Below are 18,209 nucleotides of genomic sequence, written 5' to 3' on the forward strand. Positions count from 1 at the left end.
GAGCCCTGATGAGCGACGCATTGCCAATGTCCCCTGCCGAATTCGAGCAGGCCCTGCGCGCCAAGGGCGCCTATTACCACATTCATCACCCGTACCACGTGGCGATGTACCAGGGCCGCGCCACCCGTGAGCAGATCCAGGGCTGGGTGGCCAACCGCTTCTACTATCAGGTCAACATCCCAATGAAGGATGCCGCGATCCTGGCCAACTGCCCGGACCGCGAAGTACGCCGCGAGTGGATCCAGCGCCTGCTCGACCACGACGGCGCGCCTGGCGAGGACGGCGGCATCGAAGCCTGGTTGCGCCTGGGCCAGGCTGTCGGCCTGGACCCGGACCAGCTGCGTTCGCAAGAGCTGGTACTGCCCGGCGTACGCTTTGCCGTCGATGCCTACGTCAACTTCGCCCGCCGCGCCAGTTGGCAGGAAGCGGCCAGCAGCTCGCTGACCGAGTTGTTCGCCCCGCAAATCCACCAGTCGCGCCTGGACAGCTGGCCACAGCACTACCCGTGGATCGACCCGGCCGGCTACGAATACTTCCGCACCCGCCTGGGCCAGGCTCGTCGTGACGTAGAGCACGGCCTGGCGATTACCCTGCAGCACTACACCACCCGCGCGGGCCAGGAGCGTATGCTGGAGATCCTGCAGTTCAAGCTGGATATCCTCTGGAGCATGCTCGACGCCATGAGCATGGCCTACGAGCTGAACCGCCCGCCCTATCATTCCGTCACCCAGGAACGGGTGTGGCACAAGGGGATCACCCTATGAGTTTTGACCGCAATCAGGTGCCGAACTGGCGCCCCGGCTACCGCTTCCAGTACGAACCGGCGCAGAAAGGCCATGTGCTGCTGTACCCCGAAGGCATGATCAAGCTCAACGACAGCGCCAGCCTGATTGGTGGCTTGATCGACGGCCAGCGTGACGTGGCCGCCATCATCAGCGAACTCGAACAGCAATTCCCCGATGTCCCGGAAGTGGCCGACGACATCGAGCAGTTCATGGAGGTGGCCCGTGCCGAACACTGGATCGTCCTCGCCTGAGTTGCCGCCTACGCCCGAGGTCGGCCTGCCGCTGTGGTTGCTGGCCGAGCTCACCTATCGCTGCCCGCTGCAATGCCCGTACTGCTCCAACCCGCTGGACTTTGCCGCCCAGGGCCAGGAGCTGAGCACCGAGCAGTGGTTCAAGGTCATGGCCGAGGCGCGTGAAATGGGCGCGGCGCAAATCGGCTTTTCCGGCGGTGAACCGCTGGTGCGCCAGGACCTCGCCGAACTGATCGGCGAAGCCCGCCGGCTGGGTTACTACACCAACCTGATCACCTCGGGCATCGGCCTGACCGAAGCGCGTATCGCTGACTTCAAGAAGGCCGGCCTGGACCATATCCAGATCAGCTTCCAGGCCAGCGACGAGCAGGTGAACAACCTGCTGGCCGGTTCGAAGAAGGCCTTTGCGCAAAAGCTGGAGATGGCCCGCGCGGTGAAGGCCCACGGTTACCCGATGGTGCTCAACTTCGTTACCCATCGGCACAACATCGACAAGATCGACCGCATCATCGAGCTGTGCATCGCCCTTGAAGCCGACTTCGTCGAGCTTGCCACCTGCCAGTTCTACGGTTGGGCGCACCTCAACCGCCTGGGCCTGCTGCCGACCCGCTCGCAGCTTGAGCGGGCCGAGCGCATCACCAACGAATACCGGGACAAGCTCAAGGCCGAGGGCAACCCGTGCAAGCTGATCTTCGTCACCCCGGACTACTACGAAGAGCGTCCCAAGGCCTGCATGAATGGCTGGGGCAACCTGTTCCTCACCATCACCCCGGACGGCACCGCGCTGCCCTGCCACGGCGCCCGCCAGCTGCCGGTGCAGTTCCCCAATGTACGCGACCACGACCTGCACCATATCTGGTATGAGTCGTTTGGCTTCAACCGCTTCCGTGGTTACGAGTGGATGCGCGAACCGTGCCGCTCCTGTGACGAAAAAGAAAAGGACTTCGGCGGCTGTCGCTGCCAGGCCTTCATGCTGACCGGCGATGCCAGCAACGCCGACCCGGTGTGCGCCAAGTCGGCCGACCACCGCATCATCCTCAAGGCCCGCGAGGAGGCCGAAAGCGCCCAGCTCGCCATTGAACAGATGACCTTCCGCAATGAACGAAACTCCCGTGTCATCGCCCGTGGCTGAATTCAGCGCGGCCCAGGCCGTTGCCGCCGGCACCGACTTCGCCGAACTCAAAGCCAGTGCCGACGGGCTGTTCTGGATAGAGTTTCGCCCGGCCGATGGTGCTTGCCGTATCTGGCACTGGCTGTACCACCAGGCGCGCTGCCTGACGCCGGATGGCTTCAGCGTGCGCAGCCGGGTCTACGAGTACGGCGGTGGTAGCTTCTGCCTGGGTGGCGACGGGCTGGTGTTCGTCAACGAAAAGGACCAGCAGGTCTACACCCAGCCGCTGGACGATTCGCAACCGCGTGCGCTGACCGAGGATGCCAGCTGCCGCTACGGCGATGTGCAGTGGCACGATTGCCAGGTGCTGGCCGTCGAGGAACGCCATGCCGAGCAGGTGGAGCATCGACTTGTCGCGTTGAGTGAGAACGGCCGGGTGGTGCTCGCCGAGGGCGCCGACTTCTACGCCTCACCCACGGTGAGTGCAGATGGCATACGCCTGGCGTGGATCGAGTGGGACCGACCGGCACAGCCTTGGACTATCACCCGATTGATGTGCCGCACACGCGACAGCAGTGGCCACTGGGGACCCACGCAGTGCATCGCCAGCAATGATGAATCGCTGCAACAACCGCGTTTCGATGCCGAAGGCCGGCTCTACTGCCTGTCCGACCGCAATGGCTTCTGGCAGCCCTGGGGCGAGGTCGATGGCCACTGGCAGGCGTTGCCTGCCGAGACTGCGGACCATGCTGCTGCGCCCTGGCAATTGGGTACCTGTACCTGGTTGGCACTGGGGCCGCAAAGCTATCTGGCGAGTTGGTTCAAAGACGGCTTCGGGCAACTGGGGCTGCATAACACCGATGGACGCATGGAGCGTTTCGCCAGTGGCTACACGCGTTTTCGCAGCCTGGCCATGGACAGCGATCACCTTTATGCCATTGCTGCCTCGCCCATCAGCCCGCCTGCAGTGATTGCCGTCGACCGCAGTAACCACGAAGTACGTGTGCTGGCTGGGGGGGGCGAGATACTGCCACCAGGGCAAATCAGCCTGCCGCAGTCGATTCACTATGGCAGTGACGGCGAGCGGGCCCACGGATTCTTCTACCCGGCAGCGCACTCGCAAGGCGCCACGCCGCTGGTGGTGTTCATCCACGGCGGGCCGACCTCGGCCTGTTATCCGGTGCTCGAGCCTCGCATCCAGTACTGGACCCAACGCGGCTTTGCCGTGGCCGACCTGAATTACCGGGGTAGCACCGGCTATGGCCGGGAATACCGCCAGGCGTTGCACCTGCGCTGGGGCGAAAGCGATGTGGCCGATGCCTGCGCGGCGGTCGAGTACCTGGCGGCTCAGGGCCTGGTCGACAAACGCAAGGCGTTCATCCGTGGCGGCAGCGCCGGTGGCTACACCACCCTGTGTGCCTTGGCCTTCCACGACGTGTTCCGCGCCGGTGCCAGCCTGTACGGAGTCAGCGACCCGGTTGCCCTGGGCCGGGCCACGCACAAGTTTGAGGGCGATTACCTGGACTGGCTGATCGGCGATCCGCAACAGGATGCCGAGCGCTATCGCCAGCGCACGCCGCTGCTGCATGCGGGGCAGATCAAGGTGCCGGTGATTTTCTTCCAGGGTGAGCTGGACGCGGTGGTGGTGCCGGAGCAGACGCGGTCGATGCTGACGGCGTTGCAGGCCAACGGGATCGAGGCTGAAGGGCACTTCTATGCGGGTGAGCGGCATGGGTTCCGTAAGGCAGAGAACCTGGCGCATGCGCTGGAAGAAGAGTGGAAGTTCTATTGCCGGGTGTTGAACGGTTGAAATTCCGGGGCCGTTTTGCAGCCCCGGAAAACCTCACCGTTTGGCGATGATGTAAACCGCATGCACGATCCCCGGAATGTAGCCCAGCAAGGTCAGCAGAATATTCAGCCAGAACGCCCCGCCAAACCCCACCTGCAAGAACACGCCAAGCGGCGGCAGGATGATGGCGATGATGATGCGGATAAAGTCCATGCGAGTCTCTCCTGAAGGGGTTATCTCACAGACTAGCCGCCCACCGCAGAGGTTCCACAGGCAAAAAAAACGCCCCGGGCCGAATGAAACAGGCCAGGGGCGATGCGCAGAAACGCCAGACGGTTCGTTGAATTCTCAGTGTTGCTACACAGTCAGGCCGGCACTTCGCGGCGGGCCTGCTGCTGGGCATGAAGACGGGCAAAAGCGCGTGCCAGGCGCAGCAGCATTTCGTCGATGTTGCCCTTGCTCACGGTTAGCGCAGGTGAAAAGCGCACCACATCCGCCTGTGGCGCATTGAGCAGCAGGCCTTCGTGCAGCGCCGCAGCCACCAGTTCACGGGCCAGGTTTTCTTTGAGTTGCAGCGCCCACAGCAGGCCTTGCCCACGCACTTCGCCCTGGCCATAGCGCCCGGCCAGTCGGCTCAGGCCTTCACGCAGGTGACGGCCGTTGTCCTGCACATGCGTGAAAAAGCCAGGCTCCAGCACGGTGTCCAGCACCGCCAGGCCGGCGGCGCACATCAGCGCATTGCCGTGGTGGCTGCCTTCCAGTTCGCCAGGCTCGGCGCAGCACGCCGTACCCCGAGCCAGCAAGGCGGCCAGTGGCACCCCGCCGCCCAGGCCCTTGCCCAGGGTGATGATGTCGGCACGTACGCCGTAGGTTTCCTCGGCCAGCAGCGCACCACAGCGGCCAATACCGGTCTGCACCTCATCGAGGATCAGCAGGATGCCCAGTTCACGGCAGAGCGTTTCCACACCCTTGAGGTATTCCTGGGTTGCCGGAATCACGCCCGCCTCGCCCTGGATCGGCTCGAGCATGATCGCCACGGTGCGTGAATCCACCTCGGCGTGCAGTGCCGCCAGGTCATTGAACGGCACCTTGCTGAACCCCGGCAGGCCAGGCTCGCAGCGGTTGCATGGCAGCGGGTCGGACGCCGACAGTGCACCCAGGCTGCGGCCGTGACAGGCCTGGCTGGCCGTGATGATGTGATAGGCGCCGTTGCGGTGCAGCTGGCCCCACTTGCGCGCCAGCTTGATCGCGCCTTCGCAAGCCTCGGCACCACTGTTGAGCAGGTAGGCCTGGTCGCTGCCAGTGCTCTGACACAAGCGGTTCACCAACCCCAGCAAACCACGGCTATGGAAGCCCGAACCCGGGTTGATCAACGCCTGGGCCTGGTTGCCCAGCGCTTTCACCAGCACGCTCGGGCTGTGGCCCAGGCTGTTGACCGCGCCGCCTTGGGTGAAGTCCAGGTAGGCATGCCCTTCACTGTCCCACAACCAGGAGCCTTGGCCGCGCACGAAGACCTGCGCTGCGCGCTCGGCGCTGGGCATCAGGCGATCACGCGAAAGCTCAGCGGCTTGCGGCACGATCACCGGCGCACGCTTGGGCTCGGCGGCAGCGACAGGGGCCGAGCGGCGCAGGTTGAACAGGTTCATCAGGGCTCCAACCAATCACGGTAAGGGGCGGCAACGGTGCGGTCTTGGTGCCGGCACTCGATATTTTGCCTTGCCTATCAAAAGTGTTTTTCATCCGGGGTAACAATCGACCGATTCATCGCTGTAACCCGTTGGAATACGGCGATAGACTAGGCTTCAAGAGGGTTTTCGACCATTTCGTTTTTCCAGCATTTTCGATAAGTGTTACTTATGGATTTCCGCCAACTGCGTTATTTCGTCGCGGTGTATGAAGAAGGCCACGTGGGCCGCGCTGCAGAACGTCTGTCGCTGTCCCAGCCGGCACTCTCCCAGCAGATCCGGCAACTGGAGCACAGCCTTGATTTGAGCCTGTTCGAGCGCAGCAACAAGCGCCTGTTGCCTACCTTGGCTGCCCATACCCTGTACAACCATGCCTTGCCCTTGCTTGACGGCCTGCAACGCGCCCACGAGGCCATGCGCAACTTCAAGGGCCAGTCGCTGCGCACCTTGGCCATCGGCGTGCTGCAGACCGTGCGACCGAGCCTGGTACCACAGCTGCTCGAGCGGCTGCGCAAGGCTCAGCCGCACCTTGTCGTGCAGATCTACGAGTTGTCGGGGCAGGAGATCGAACGGCGCCTGCTCAACGGCAGCCTGGACATCGGCATCAGCTACCTGCCGCCGCGCCAGCCCGGGTTGCATGGCCTGCTGCTGTATGAAGACGAGCTGCAACTGGTCATCCCCGATACCCACCCGCTGAAAGACTTCAAGAAGGTGTCTATCCGCCAGGCTGCCGAATTACCCATGCTGATGCTGGGCGAAGAATTCCAGATCCGTCAGATCTGGCAGGCGCAACTGGCCAGCCAGGGCCGCCGGCCGCAGGTTCAGGCAGAGATGAACAACATGGCGGGGATTCTCGACAGCCTGGCGCACACGGCGCTGGCGACCATCCTGCCGGGGCGGGCCAAGGAGGCCGCCGAAGATGATCAGGGGCTGTTGTGGAAGCCCTTGAGCGAGCCACGGGTGCCGCTGAAGGTTGGCCTGGTGTTCCGTGATGCCCAGCGCCAGCAGGCCTCTGTGGAGCTACTGCGCACGCTGCTGGAAGAAGAGACGGACGCCCGCCTGTTGGGCGCATCACCGCTGGATGTGCTGGCCTGAAAAAACACGCACACAAAGAAAACCCCGCCGAAGCGGGGTTTTCCAGACTGTTTCCCTGTGACATCCGTATCGCCCCGCCGTCCTGGCAGGTGGTCCTTCGTCGTCTTCCTTGATCTGTCCTTTGCGCTTCCTGCGCAACGTCCATGTGGTAAAGATTAACCGTGGATCCAATCTGAGAACAGTGGTGAAAAGTCACCACGTCGTGTAGGAAAAAGCTTACAAAGGGGATTCATTCCCAGACATGCCGAAAATCGGGGCCGCCGAGCGGCCCCTAAATACGTCAGAACTGCTCGGCATCCAACAGGTACAGCGATTCACTGCCCGCCTTCACCGAAGCCACCAGCGAATCCACCCGTGGCAGCAACCGCGCAAAGTAGAACCGCGCCGTACCCAGCTTGCCCGAGTAGAACGCTTCGTCGCCCTCACCCGCCTTGGCCGCCCGTGCCATCAGTGCCCACATATAGCCGTAGGCCACATAACCAAATGCATGCAGGTACTCGACCGAAGCCGCGCCGATTTCATTCGGGTTGCCCTTGGCCTTTTCCAGCACCCACTCAGTCAGCCCGTCGAGCTGGTCGAGGCTGGCCGCCAACGGCTTGGCAAATTCGTCCAGCTCGCCAGCTGCGCTGGCAATGAACTGGCGGATCTCGTCGGAGAACAACCGGTAGTACGCGCCACCGCTGGCCACCACCTTGCGCCCCATCAGGTCGAGGGCCTGGATGCCGTTGGTGCCTTCGTAGATCTGTGTGATGCGCACATCACGCACCAACTGCTCCTGCCCCCATTCGCGAATGTAGCCATGCCCGCCGAACACCTGCTGGCCATGCACCGCGCACTCCAGCCCCAGGTCGGTGAGGAAGGCCTTGGACACCGGCGTCAGCAGCGCCACCAGCTCTTCGCTGCGTTTGCGCACACTGGCGTCTTCGCTGTACTTGGCGCTGTCCAGCTGCATGGCCACGTAGGTGGAGAAGGCGCGGCCACCTTCGATCAACGCCTTCATGGTCAACAGCATGCGACGCACGTCCGGGTGGACGATGATCGGGTCGGCGGCCTTGTCCTTGGCCTGCGGGCCAGTCGGGGCACGGCTCTGCAGGCGGTCGCGGGCGTATTCCACGGCGTTCTGGTAGGAGCGTTCGGCCGAGGCCAGGCCCTGGATACCAACACCCAGGCGCTCGTAGTTCATCATGGTGAACATGGCCGCCAGGCCCTTGTTCGGCTCACCGACGATATAGCCGACTGCTTCGTCGAAGTTCATCACGCAGGTAGCCGAGGCCTGGATGCCCATCTTGTGTTCGATCGAACCGCAAGTGGCCGGGTTGCGTGCACCGAGGCTGCCATCTTCGTTGACCAGAAACTTCGGCACCAGGAACAGCGAAATACCTTTCGGCCCCGCCGGTGCGTCCGGCAGCTTGGCCAGCACCAGATGGATGATGTTCTCGGTCAGGTCGTGCTCGCCACCGGTGATGAAGATCTTGGTGCCGCTGACCTTGTAGCTGCCATCGGCCTGGGGCTCGGCCTTGGTACGGATGATGCCCAGGTCGGTACCGGCGTGCGGCTCGGTCAGGCACATGGAACCGGCCCATACGCCGGCATACATGTTCGGCAGGTACTTTTCCTTCAGCGCTTCGCTGGCGTGGGCATTGATCGACAGGCAGGCGCCGGCGGTCAGCATCGGGTACAAGCCAAACGCCAGGCTGGAGGCGTTGACCATTTCCTCGACCTGGGCCGAGATGGCCTTGGGCATGCCCATGCCGCCGAACAGCGGGTCGCCGCCCACGCCGACCCAACCGCCTTCGGCGTAGGTGTTGTAGGCCTCGATGAAACCGGCGGGGGTGCGTACTGCGCCGTTGTCCCAGTGGCAACCTTCTTCATCGGCGGCGCGGCTGAGCGGCGCGATGGACTTGGCGGTGACCTTGCCGGCTTCCTCCAGCACGGCCAGAGCGGTGTCGGCATCGACAACGTCAGCCAGCCCGGGCAACTGCGCCCACTGCTCGGCCACGTTGAAGACTTCATTCAGTACGAAGCGCATGTCGCGCAGGGGCGCTTTATAGTCAGCCATGACAACCTCTCGCTAGTCGGGTCGGGGCGGTCTCGGGGAACCGCGACACAGGGGTTACTGGCAGTGTAACCGAACAACTTTTACGAGACATAGGGTCATCAACTGACCATACAGTATTGCCCGGTCACGCCGTGCGTACGGCCCCTCGCTGCGATTGTTGCCCATGCACCATGACACAATTGCGCCCCGCGCCTTTGGCGCTGTAGAGCGCCTGGTCGGCGGATTTCAGCACCGCCTCGGGGTTGCGATGATCGGCCTGGCGCTCGGCCACACCGATACTGATGGTGACCGACACCGTGCCGCCACTGCTGCCCGCCCGGCGCTGGCGCCCGGCCGTATCGTCCTGCGGGCGGTTGTGCTGATCGCGCAGGTGCATCACATAGTTGGCGATTACCTCACGCACCGCTTCCACGTGGGGCACACACTCCTCGGCTGTCTTGCCCGCGAACACCAGGGCGAACTCCTCGCCGCCATATCGGTAGGCCCGGCCGCCGCCGGTCACCTTGGACAAACGGCTGGCCACCAGGCGCAACACCTGGTCACCCACGTCGTGGCCATGGGTATCGTTGAATTTCTTGAAGTGGTCCACGTCGGTCATGGCGATCACATAATTGCGCCCCAGGCGCTGCATGCGCTCGTTCAGCGCGCGACGCCCCGGCAGGCCGGTCAGCTCGTCGCGGAAGGCCATCTGGTAGGCCTCGTGCGCTACCGCTGCGGCGATCATCAACATCACCTGGCTGCACATGATGTTAAGGGTGAATGGCAGGATGAAGGTTTGCGGCAGCATCCAGAAAATGCCCAGCAGGCCGGTCAACTGCGCAGCATGCAGCGGCCTGGGGGCACGCAGGTATTGCACCACCAGCAGGATGAACACAACGAAGAACAGTGGGTAAACCATCTGGATCAGGCTCATCCACTGGCCATGCAAGGCTGGCCAGCGGATTTCCGCCAACCAGCTCAGCAGCGCTTCGGGGTAGCTTTGTTCGAGGGCCACCGCCACGCTGCCCACGGCAAACAGCACAGCGCCGCGTGCAACCAGGTCCTGCAGCAGGTGGGTACGTTCCTGCCAGGCGCCATACAAGCCGAACAGCGTGGGCAGCAACAGGCACACCAGGTGGAAGATTACCGCCGCGTCCTCACGCACGCGGCCATGGTCACGGTAGAAGTCGGTCTGGGTGTCGAGCAGAAAGTAGGCAATGTACACCGTAAGCATCAGGAACAGCTCACGTTGCCGGCGGTACACGGCGCAGTAGGCGCCGCCCAGCAGCAGAACCAAAGTAGGCAAGACATTGAACAGCGATGTGAAGAAGACGCTGAGGTCTCTCACATAGGCTGCGGCGAGCCCTGCCAGCAACAAGAACAGCGAAGGCAGGAAGTGGCTTGCGCGAACAGCATTAAGACGAAACAAGGGTAATCTCCAACCCGGCAGATCAATAGTGGCATTGTGCCCTTAGTTCATCGGCAGTGCACATGAACAGTTGAATTTGCCGTTGGGTCAATTGGCCCCAGATGCGAAAAACCCGCCTGCCGGTGAGGGCAGGCGGGTTCCGTGTACAGCGGTAGGATCAGTACGACAGGCCGAAGTTTTCTTCGTCCATCGCCATCAGGTTGTTGGCACCCGACAGCATGGTCGCTACATGGGTGCGGGTGCGCGGCAGGATGCGCTGGAAGTAGAAGCGCGCCGTTTGCAGCTTGGCGGTGTAGAACGCCTCTTCGCTGGTGCCGGCTGCCAGTTTTTCGGCCGCCAGGCGGGCGATGTCGGCCCAGAAGTAGGCCAGGCAGGCATAGCCGGAATACATCAGGTAATCGACCGAGGCCGCACCCACCTCTTCGCGGTCTTTCATGGCGGCCATGCCCACTTTCATGGTCAGCTCGCCCCACTCCTTGTTGATTGCCGCCAGCGGCTCGACGAACTCCTTGACCGCTTCGTTACCTTCCTGCGCCTGGCAGAACTTGTGCACGATCTTGGTGAAGCCCTTCAGTGCTTCGCCCTGGGTCATCAGCACTTTACGGCCGAGCAGGTCCAGCGCCTGAATGCCGGTGGTGCCTTCGTACAGCATGGAGATACGGCTGTCGCGAACGTTCTGCTCCATGCCCCACTCGGCGATGAAGCCGTGGCCGCCGTAGATCTGCACACCATGGTTGGCAGCCTCGAAGCCGACTTCGGTCATGAACGCCTTGGCAATCGGGGTCAGGAACGCCAGCAGGGCATCGGCCTTCTTGCGCTCTTCTTCGTCCTGGCTGTACTTGACGATGTCCACCTGCTTGGCCGTGAAGTACACCATCGCGCGGTTACCTTCGGCGAAGGCCTTCATGGTCAGCAGCATGCGGCGCACGTCCGGGTGGACGATGATCGGGTCAGCGGCTTTGTCCGGCGCTTTCGGGCCAGTCAGGGAGCGCATCTGCAGGCGCTCACGGGCGTACTTCAGGCCACCCTGGAACGCCACTTCGGCGTGGGCCAGGCCTTGCAGCGCGGTACCCAGGCGAGCGGTGTTCATGAAGGTGAACATGCAGTTCAGGCCTTTGTTGGCCGGGCCGATCAGGTAACCGGTGGCCGCATCGAAGTTCATCACACAGGTAGCGTTACCGTGGATGCCCATCTTGTGTTCGATGGAGCCGCAGCTCACGCCGTTGCGCTCACCCACGCCGCCTTCGGCGTTGGGCAGGAACTTCGGCACGATGAACAGCGAAATACCCTTGGTGCCGGCCGGTGCGTCCGGCAGGCGGGCCAGGACGATATGGACGATGTTGCCGGCCATGTCGTGCTCACCGGCCGAAATGAAGATCTTGGTGCCCGACACCTTGTAGCTGCCGTCAGCCTGTGGCTCGGCCTTGGTGCGCAGCATGCCCAGGTCGGTGCCGCAGTGTGGCTCGGTCAGGCACATGGTGCCGGTCCACTCGCCGGACACCAGCTTGGTCAGGTAGGTGTGCTGCTGCTCGGGGGTGCCGTGCGCAGAGATGGTGTTCATCGCGCCATGGGACAGGCCTGGGTACATGCCCCACGACCAGTTCGAACCACCGACCATTTCACTCAGGGCCAGGCCCAGCGACTCTGGCAAGCCCTGGCCGCCATGCTCGACGTCATGGGCCAGGCTCGGCCAGCCGCCTTCGACGAACTGTTCGTAGGCTGCCTTGAAGCCAGTCGGGGTTTTAACGCCCGATTCGCTCCAGGTGCAGCCTTCCTGGTCACCCACACGGTTTAGCGGCGACAGTACCTGCTCACAGAACTTCGCGCCTTCTTCGAGGATCGCGTCGACCATGTCGGGCGTGGCGTCCTGGCAGCCCGGCAGGCTCTGATAGTGCGCCTCATAGCCAAGCAGCTCGTCGCGAACGAAGCGGATATCACGCAAGGGGGCTTTGTAATCAGGCATTGCGATGAACCTCTGAGTCAGTTCTGTGGGGTGACCAGCTCTTGGCGGCCGTCTTATCAAACAGTTGTTTGAAACTTACGTTTAGCACCGCATTCTGTCAAGGATGGACTATGGTGCCATTTACGCCACGAAAAATGGCAAATACGCCAAACCTAGAAAAAACAATGCCCCTGTGGGAGCGGGCGTGCCCGCGAAAGCGTCCGATCAGGCAATTGGAGGTGCCTGACCTGACGCTTTCGCGGGCACGCCCGCTCCCACAGGGGCTGTGTGTAATTCGAGGGAGCGCCCTCTCAGGCGTAAGTGTCGATAATCCGGCCGAGCATTTCGTCGGAGGCCTTGGCCACCTTTGCGCCAAGCTCGACTTCGGTTTTGCCCAAGGCCATCTGCACGGTGCTGGTGGCCAGGTCCATCTGCTGGCTGCGGTCGACCGCGCGCAAGCGCTCAGCCTGAAAGTCGCTGGACTGGCTGGTGGCGGTACGTTCGGCGGTGGCGTTGGCGATCTGGCCGGCGGCCTGATCGACGCGGTTCTGGCCGGTCTGGATTGCGCTCAGGCCCGCGTAATAGGCGGAGCTACCGGTGATTTCCATGTCAGGACTCCATTGACGCTGGATGACGAACAGGCTCAATTAAAGCAGGCCTGCCGTGAAAAGGCCCGTTTAAATCCCTAATGGCCTGGTGCCAGCTGATAGGCCTTGGGTATCCCTGCCCGCGAAACGGCCAAGCCTGGAAACCACTAATCCAGAAGATCCAGTTGCAGGTGCTCAGCCACCATATCGGCACTGGCCTGCTTCAGTTTGGGCACCCGCCCAAGGCAAGGCGCCGGCAACCGCTCGGCCAGGCTGGCCAGGTTCTCTTCAAGTCGCGAGGTCCGCGGCTCGATGATGTTGGCCACCCACCCGGCCAGTTGCAGCCCGTCTCGCTCGATCGCCTCGGCGCTGAGCAAGGCATGGCTGATACAACCCAAGCGAACGCCCACAACCAGAATCACCGGCAATTGCAGGGCAACGGCAAGGTCCGAAAGGTTCTCCAACCCCGACAACGGCACACGCCAGCCACCCGCACCTTCAACCAGCGTGAAGTCGGCATTTTGTTGCAACACGTTGCGCATGGCAGCCAACAACTCCGGCACGGCCAGCGTCACCCCCGCCTCGCGCGCCGCCACATGCGGGGCAATCGCCGGCTCGAAGGCGAACGGGTTGACCTGCTCATACGGCAACTTGATCGTACTTTCATCGATCAGCGCCTGGGCATCACTATTGCGCAATCCTTTCGGCGTCATCGTGCAGCCCGAGGCCACCGGCTTGGCGCCCAGCGTGCTCATGCCCTGCGACCGCGCCGCATGCAACAGCCCGGCGGCGATGGTGGTCTTGCCGACATCGGTATCGGTACCGGCGATGAAATAGGCCTGGCTCATCGTGCTCCCCTTACGCCTGTGGCTTGCGCAACACACCATAGACCACTTGATAGGTGGCTGGCAGCCCCGCAGGCTGGCGAAATGCCTCATAGGCGTGCAACAGGCCTTGCATGCGCGCCCGACCGGTAAGCCCGGACGGTCGCCCGGGGTTCAGGTTGTGTGCCCCCAACGCCTTGAGTTCATGGGTCAGGCTACGTACATCCGGGTAGTGGAGCACGTGTGGGCAACGCTGCAATTCAAGCTGTTCCAGCCCGCTGCCAGCACACAGGCGTTGATAATCCTCAAAACGCCGGAAGCGGTTCACATGCACCAGGCCATCCACTGCCTGCCAACTGGCCCGCAGTTCGTCGAGAGTGCCCACGCACAGGCTACTGAAGGCCAGCACACCGCCGGGGCGCAACACACGCGACGCCTCTGCCAGCACGCTGGCGAACTGGTCGCACCACTGCACGGCCAGGCTGGAAAACACCAGGTCGACACTGCCGTCACGCAGCGGCAAACGCTCGGCATCACCTGCCACGTGATACTGCGCCCCACCCTGTTCATGACGGGCATGGCGCAGCATGCCTTCGGCAATATCCACTGCCACGCCGCTGGCCAGGGTAAAACGCTGCGCCAGGATGCGGCTGAAATGGCCAGTGCCGCTGCCCAGGTCCAGCCAGCGCGACGGCTGCAGGCCAGTCGGCAACTGCTCCAGCAGGCTTAAACCTACAGCGCGCTGCAAGGCCGCCACGCTGTCGTAGCTGGCGGCAGCGCGGGAGAACGAAGCGGCCACCTGGCGTTTATCGGGCAGCGCGCCGGGTAAAGTCGGACGGGAAAGGTCAGTCATCGCCACTCTCATGCAGGAAACTCTTGATGCCCGCCGCCAGCTCCTGCGGGTACTCCAGCAGGAATGCGTGGGAACTGTCTTCGACCAGGCCCACTTCCACATCGGGCAACAACTCGCTCAACGCTTTTGCCGCCTCTGCCGGCACCAGTGCATCGCTACCGGCAAACAGGTGCAACTGCGGGCCGGCATAGGCCTGCAGGGCTTCACGGGTATCAAGCTTGGCCAGCACTTCAAGGCCTGTGGCCAGGTACAGCGGGTCGGTATCCGGCACGCCGACACCCAGTTGCCGCAGCAACGTGCGCGGTTGCAGGGCGCCATCGCTGCACAGCGTGCGGAAGCGCTTGAGCGTGACCTGGGTATGGCTGCGACAGCCATCGAGGAAGGTGCCGAAGGTGTCTTCGGCCATGCCATGGGGCCAGTCCGGGCGGGCCACGAAGCTGGGGTTGCTGGCCAGTGTCAGCAGGCCGCAGCAGTGGTCACCGCGCTTGTGTGCCAAGGCGCTGGCCAGCATGCCGCCCAGCGACCAGCCGCCCAGCCACACGTCGTTCGGCAGCTTGCGATCCAGGTGGTCGACCCAGGCCTGAACATCGCTGTCGGCCAGTTCCGGCAAGGGCATCAGCTCCACCTGCAGGCGGGCGTCCTGGGCGCGCAGGCTCGCTGCCAGCGGCTCCAGGGAAGCAGTGCCCAGGCCCCAGCCGGGCAGCAGTACAAGGCGATTACGCATCGGCGTTCTCCAGCTGTGGATAACACTCGGCCAATGCATTCAACAATAGCTGCACCTGCGCTTCGCTGTGCGCGGCGCTCAGGGTCACCCGCAGGCGCGCACTGCCTGCCGGCACGGTGGGTGGGCGGATGGCCGTCACCAGCAAGCCGCGCTCGCGCAGCATGCGCGACAGGCGCAGGGCCTGTGCGCTATCGCCGATCACGATAGGCTGGATCGGCGTTGGGCTGTCCATCAGTTGCAGCCCGATCTGCTGCGCGCCTTCGCGGAACTGGCAAATCAACGCAGTCAGATGCTCACGTCGCCAAGTCTCGCGGCGCAGCAACTCCAGGCTCTTGAGCGTGGCGCAGGCAAGTGCCGGTGGCTGGCTGGTGGTGTAGATGTAGGGGCGGGCGAATTGCACCAGCGCCTCGATCAGCTCTTCGCTGCCGGCAACAAAGGCACCGGCAGTACCGCAGGCCTTACCCAACGTGCCGATCAGCACCGGCACGTCGTCCACGCCCAGGCCGAAGTGCTCGACGATACCGCCGCCCTGCGTACCCAAGGTCCCCAGACCATGGGCATCGTCGACCATCAGCCAGGCACCACGCGCCCGGGCGACATCAGCCAGTGCCGGCAAGTCGGCCAGGTCGCCGTCCATGCTGAACACGCCATCGGTCACCACCAGGGTATTGCCGACGGCCTTGTCCAGGCGGCTGGCCAGGCTGGCCGGGTCGTTGTGCAGGTAGCGGTTGAAGCGGGCACCACTGAGCAACCCGCCATCCAGCAGGGACGCGTGGTTCAAGCGGTCCTGCAGTACGGTGTCGCCCTGCCCCACCAATGCGGTGATAGCACCCAGGTTGGCCATGTAGCCGGTGGAGAACAGCAGCGCACGCGGGCGCCCGGTCAGTTCGGCCAGCGCCTCTTCAACCTGATGGTGCGGCGTGCTGTGGCCGACCACCAGGTGCGAAGCGCCACCGCCCACACCCCAGCGCTCGGCGCCGGTCTGCCAGGCGGCGATCACTTCAGGGTGGTTGGCCAGGCCCAGGTAGTCATTGCTGCAGAAGGCCAGCAAGCGCTGGCCGTCGACCACCACTTCAGGCCGCTGCGGGCTTTCCAGCAGTGGCCGCTGCCGATACAGGTCTGCGGCGCGCCGTTCGGCCAGGCGCGCCGCCAGGTCGAAGGCCATGTCAGGCCGATGCAGCGTTGTAGAACATCTCGCTGCTGCGCTGTTCGACCAACGCCTGCTCGATGGCCGCCTGGTGCACTTCGTCGGCGTGCTCTTCACGCGCTTCAGGCTTGATGCCCAGGCGCGCGAACAGTTGCATGTCCTTGTCGGCCTGCGGGTTGGCGGTGGTCAGCAGTTTTTCGCCGTAGAAGATCGAGTTGGCGCCAGCCATGAAGGCCAGGGCCTGCATCTGCTCGTTCATTTGCTCGCGGCCGGCGGACAGACGCACGTGCGACTTGGGCATCAGCAAGCGGGCCACGGCCAGCATGCGGATGAAGTCGAACGGGTCCACATCCTCTTCCTCGGCCAGCGGCGTGCCGGCCACCTTGACCAGCATGTTGATCGGCACCGACTCCGGGTGCTCGGGCAGGTTGGCCAGCTGGATCAGCAGCCCGGCGCGGTCGTCCAGCGACTCACCCATGCCCAGGATGCCGCCAGAGCAGATCTTCATCCCGGCATCACGCACGTAGGCCAGGGTTTGCAGGCGTTCGCTGTAAGTGCGGGTGGTGATGATGCTGCCGTAGAACTCCGGCGAGGTGTCGAGGTTGTGGTTGTAGTAGTCCAGGCCCGCCTGGGCCAAGGCCACGGTTTGCTCCTGGTCGAGCTTGCCGAGTGTCATGCAGGTTTCCAGGCCCATGGCCTTCACCCCTTTGACCATCTCCAGCACGTAGGGCATGTCCTTGGCCGACGGGTGCTTCCACGCTGCGCCCATGCAGAAGCGGGTGGAGCCGATGGCTTTGGCGCGGGCGGCTTCTTCAAGCACCTTCTGCACTTCCATCAGCTTCTGTTTTTCCAGCCCGGTGTTGTAGTGACCGGACTGTGGACAATATTTGCAATCTTCCGGGCAGGCGCCGGTCTTGATCGACAGCAGGGTCGAAACCTGCACGCGGTTCGGGTCGAAATGCGCGCGGTGCACGGTCTGCGCCTGGAACAGCAGGTCATTGAACGGTTGCTGGAACAGCGCCTTGACCTCGGCCAGGGACCAGTCGTGACGTGTTGTTGCAGTTGTGCTGGCGCTCATCGGCGTTTCCTTGTTTAGGCTGTAGCTGGCGCCGGGACAGGAAAGCCCGCCAGCGCATCACGGATAGCTCGCATAGTCATGGAAGGCCTATGAACTGTCAACCATACTGGGAAACACTGGTTTACAAGTGCTCACTTATTAATCAATCGTGTTTGTTGTGTGATGAGCCTGCCGAGCAGGCCTACCCCCTGTGTATGGCCTGCGAGCAGGAATTGCCTTGGCTAGGTGATCATTGCCTGCGCTGCGCCCTGCCGATGCCCATGGCGGGCCTGACCTGCGCTCAGTGCTGTCGCCGCCTGCCGGCCTTCGACCAGGTGTTTGCGCTTTGGCAATTCGGCTTTCCGGTCGATACGCTGGTCAGCCGCTTCAAGCACAACCGGCAGTGGCCCTTGGGCCGGTTGATGGCTGAATTGCTGGGGCATGGGCTGCTGCATCGCTTTGCCGAAGGGTTAGCCCGCCCTGACCTGCTGTTGCCCGTACCCTTGGCCAGGCGTCGACTGCGCGAACGAGGGTTCAACCAGGCGAGGATGCTTGGACGTTGGTTGTCTTCGCAGCTTGGGCTGGTTTGCGACGAGCGGTTATTGGTGCGCACGCGCGAGACGCCTGCACAACAACAGCTGGACGCCAAGGCACGGCGGCGCAATTTACGTCACGCGTTTGCGGTCACGGGCGATTTGACAGGCAAGCATGTCGCCATTGTCGATGATGTGGTAACCACCAGTGCCACTGTGCAGGCCATTGCCGAAGTGCTGCGCAAAGCCGGCGCGCAGCGTGTGGATGTGTATTGCCTGGCACGCACGCCCAAGCCGGGGTATGCATGACACTGCACAGTCCTACACAATCCACCTTCAGGCCCTTCACCTACAACGAC

General features: G+C 63.3%; 17 protein-coding genes. 6 read left to right on the top strand and 11 right to left on the bottom strand.

The genetic code is table 11. The features are described 5' to 3' along the window. Nucleotides 1-8 precede the first annotated feature (8 nt). From pqqC to N436_RS18660, 4 genes are read left to right on the top strand one after another with little or no spacing between them, the layout of a single operon-like run. Entirely contained in the window at nucleotides 9-764 is a 756-nt protein-coding gene (pqqC, locus tag N436_RS18645) for a pyrroloquinoline-quinone synthase PqqC (RefSeq protein WP_003255592.1), read from the top strand. Further along, a complete protein-coding gene (gene pqqD, locus N436_RS18650; RefSeq protein WP_003255595.1) occupies nucleotides 761-1,036 on the top strand; it encodes a pyrroloquinoline quinone biosynthesis peptide chaperone PqqD in 276 nt (91 codons plus the stop codon). Before pqqC ends, pqqD begins: the two co-directional genes overlap by 4 nt. Next, the gene (gene pqqE / locus N436_RS18655; protein WP_105947299.1) at nucleotides 1,008-2,168 is read left to right on the top strand and encodes a pyrroloquinoline quinone biosynthesis protein PqqE; all 1,161 of its coding nucleotides are present in this window, start codon (nucleotides 1,008-1,010) and stop codon (nucleotides 2,166-2,168) included. Before pqqD ends, pqqE begins: the two co-directional genes overlap by 29 nt. Beyond that, the gene (locus tag N436_RS18660; RefSeq protein WP_110741690.1) at nucleotides 2,134-3,957 is read left to right on the top strand and encodes a S9 family peptidase; all 1,824 of its coding nucleotides are present in this window, start codon (nucleotides 2,134-2,136) and stop codon (nucleotides 3,955-3,957) included. The genes pqqE and N436_RS18660 overlap by 35 nt, the downstream gene beginning before the upstream one ends. Before the next feature lie 33 nt (nucleotides 3,958-3,990). On the opposite strand, the gene N436_RS18665 is transcribed toward N436_RS18660, so the two are convergent. Beyond that, the gene (locus N436_RS18665) at nucleotides 3,991-4,149 is read right to left on the bottom strand and encodes a YqaE/Pmp3 family membrane protein (protein ID WP_009681539.1); all 159 of its coding nucleotides are present in this window, start codon (nucleotides 4,147-4,149) and stop codon (nucleotides 3,991-3,993) included. Between the two features lie 152 nt (nucleotides 4,150-4,301). Further along, nucleotides 4,302-5,582 (bottom strand): aspartate aminotransferase family protein, encoded by a 1,281-nt coding sequence (locus N436_RS18670; RefSeq protein ID WP_104833565.1) that lies wholly within the window; start codon nucleotides 5,580-5,582, stop codon nucleotides 4,302-4,304. 210 nt (nucleotides 5,583-5,792) lie between these two features. Between N436_RS18670 and N436_RS18675 the strand changes: the two genes are divergently transcribed. Then, nucleotides 5,793-6,716 carry a LysR family transcriptional regulator gene (locus tag N436_RS18675; protein WP_110741691.1) on the top strand — a complete coding sequence of 308 codons (924 nt, stop codon included), beginning with the start codon at nucleotides 5,793-5,795 and terminating at the stop codon, nucleotides 6,714-6,716. A 280-nt stretch (nucleotides 6,717-6,996) separates the two neighbouring features. Here the strand turns inward: N436_RS18675 and N436_RS18680 are convergent, their stop codons facing one another. The 9 genes from N436_RS18680 to bioB form a co-directional block, all read right to left on the bottom strand. After that, complete coding sequence (locus tag N436_RS18680) at nucleotides 6,997-8,775, bottom strand: acyl-CoA dehydrogenase C-terminal domain-containing protein (protein ID WP_110741692.1); 1,779 nt, start codon at nucleotides 8,773-8,775, stop codon at nucleotides 6,997-6,999. 124 nt (nucleotides 8,776-8,899) lie between these two features. Further along, a complete protein-coding gene (locus tag N436_RS18685; RefSeq protein ID WP_110741693.1) occupies nucleotides 8,900-10,183 on the bottom strand; it encodes a diguanylate cyclase in 1,284 nt (427 codons plus the stop codon). A gap of 157 nt (nucleotides 10,184-10,340) precedes the next feature. After that, on the bottom strand, nucleotides 10,341-12,146 hold the full coding sequence (locus tag N436_RS18690; RefSeq protein WP_105947303.1) for a phenylacyl-CoA dehydrogenase: 1,806 nt from the start codon (nucleotides 12,144-12,146) through the stop codon (nucleotides 10,341-10,343). A 290-nt stretch (nucleotides 12,147-12,436) separates the two neighbouring features. Continuing rightward, complete coding sequence (locus N436_RS18695) at nucleotides 12,437-12,733, bottom strand: pyrroloquinoline quinone biosynthesis protein PqqE (RefSeq protein ID WP_105947304.1); 297 nt, start codon at nucleotides 12,731-12,733, stop codon at nucleotides 12,437-12,439. 146 nt (nucleotides 12,734-12,879) lie between these two features. After that, a complete protein-coding gene (gene bioD, locus N436_RS18700) occupies nucleotides 12,880-13,560 on the bottom strand; it encodes a dethiobiotin synthase (protein ID WP_110741694.1) in 681 nt (226 codons plus the stop codon). Nucleotides 13,561-13,570: 10 nt separating this feature from the next. Then, nucleotides 13,571-14,389, bottom strand: coding sequence for a malonyl-ACP O-methyltransferase BioC (bioC, locus tag N436_RS18705; protein WP_110741695.1), 819 nt, complete (start codon nucleotides 14,387-14,389; stop codon nucleotides 13,571-13,573). Next, a complete protein-coding gene (locus N436_RS18710; RefSeq protein ID WP_110741696.1) occupies nucleotides 14,382-15,113 on the bottom strand; it encodes an alpha/beta fold hydrolase in 732 nt (243 codons plus the stop codon). Before N436_RS18710 ends, bioC begins: the two co-directional genes overlap by 8 nt. Next, entirely contained in the window at nucleotides 15,106-16,278 is a 1,173-nt protein-coding gene (gene bioF / locus N436_RS18715; RefSeq protein WP_110741697.1) for an 8-amino-7-oxononanoate synthase, read from the bottom strand. Before bioF ends, N436_RS18710 begins: the two co-directional genes overlap by 8 nt. 1 nt (nucleotide 16,279) lies before the next feature. Continuing rightward, nucleotides 16,280-17,338, bottom strand: a complete 1,059-nt coding sequence (gene bioB / locus N436_RS18720) for a biotin synthase BioB (RefSeq protein ID WP_016714563.1) — start codon at nucleotides 17,336-17,338, stop codon at nucleotides 16,280-16,282. An 89-nt stretch (nucleotides 17,339-17,427) separates the two neighbouring features. Here bioB and N436_RS18725 point away from each other — a divergent pair, with 89 nt between their 5' ends. Beyond that, nucleotides 17,428-18,159: a ComF family protein gene (locus N436_RS18725; protein WP_110741698.1), complete on the top strand. Its 732-nt coding sequence runs from the start codon at nucleotides 17,428-17,430 to the stop codon at nucleotides 18,157-18,159. Nucleotides 18,160-18,209: the final 50 nt, after the last annotated feature.

The sequence above is a fragment of the Pseudomonas sp. RV120224-01b genome (genome assembly GCF_003208145.1).
GTDB classification, from domain to species: Bacteria; Pseudomonadota; Gammaproteobacteria; order Pseudomonadales; family Pseudomonadaceae; genus Aquipseudomonas; species Aquipseudomonas monteilii.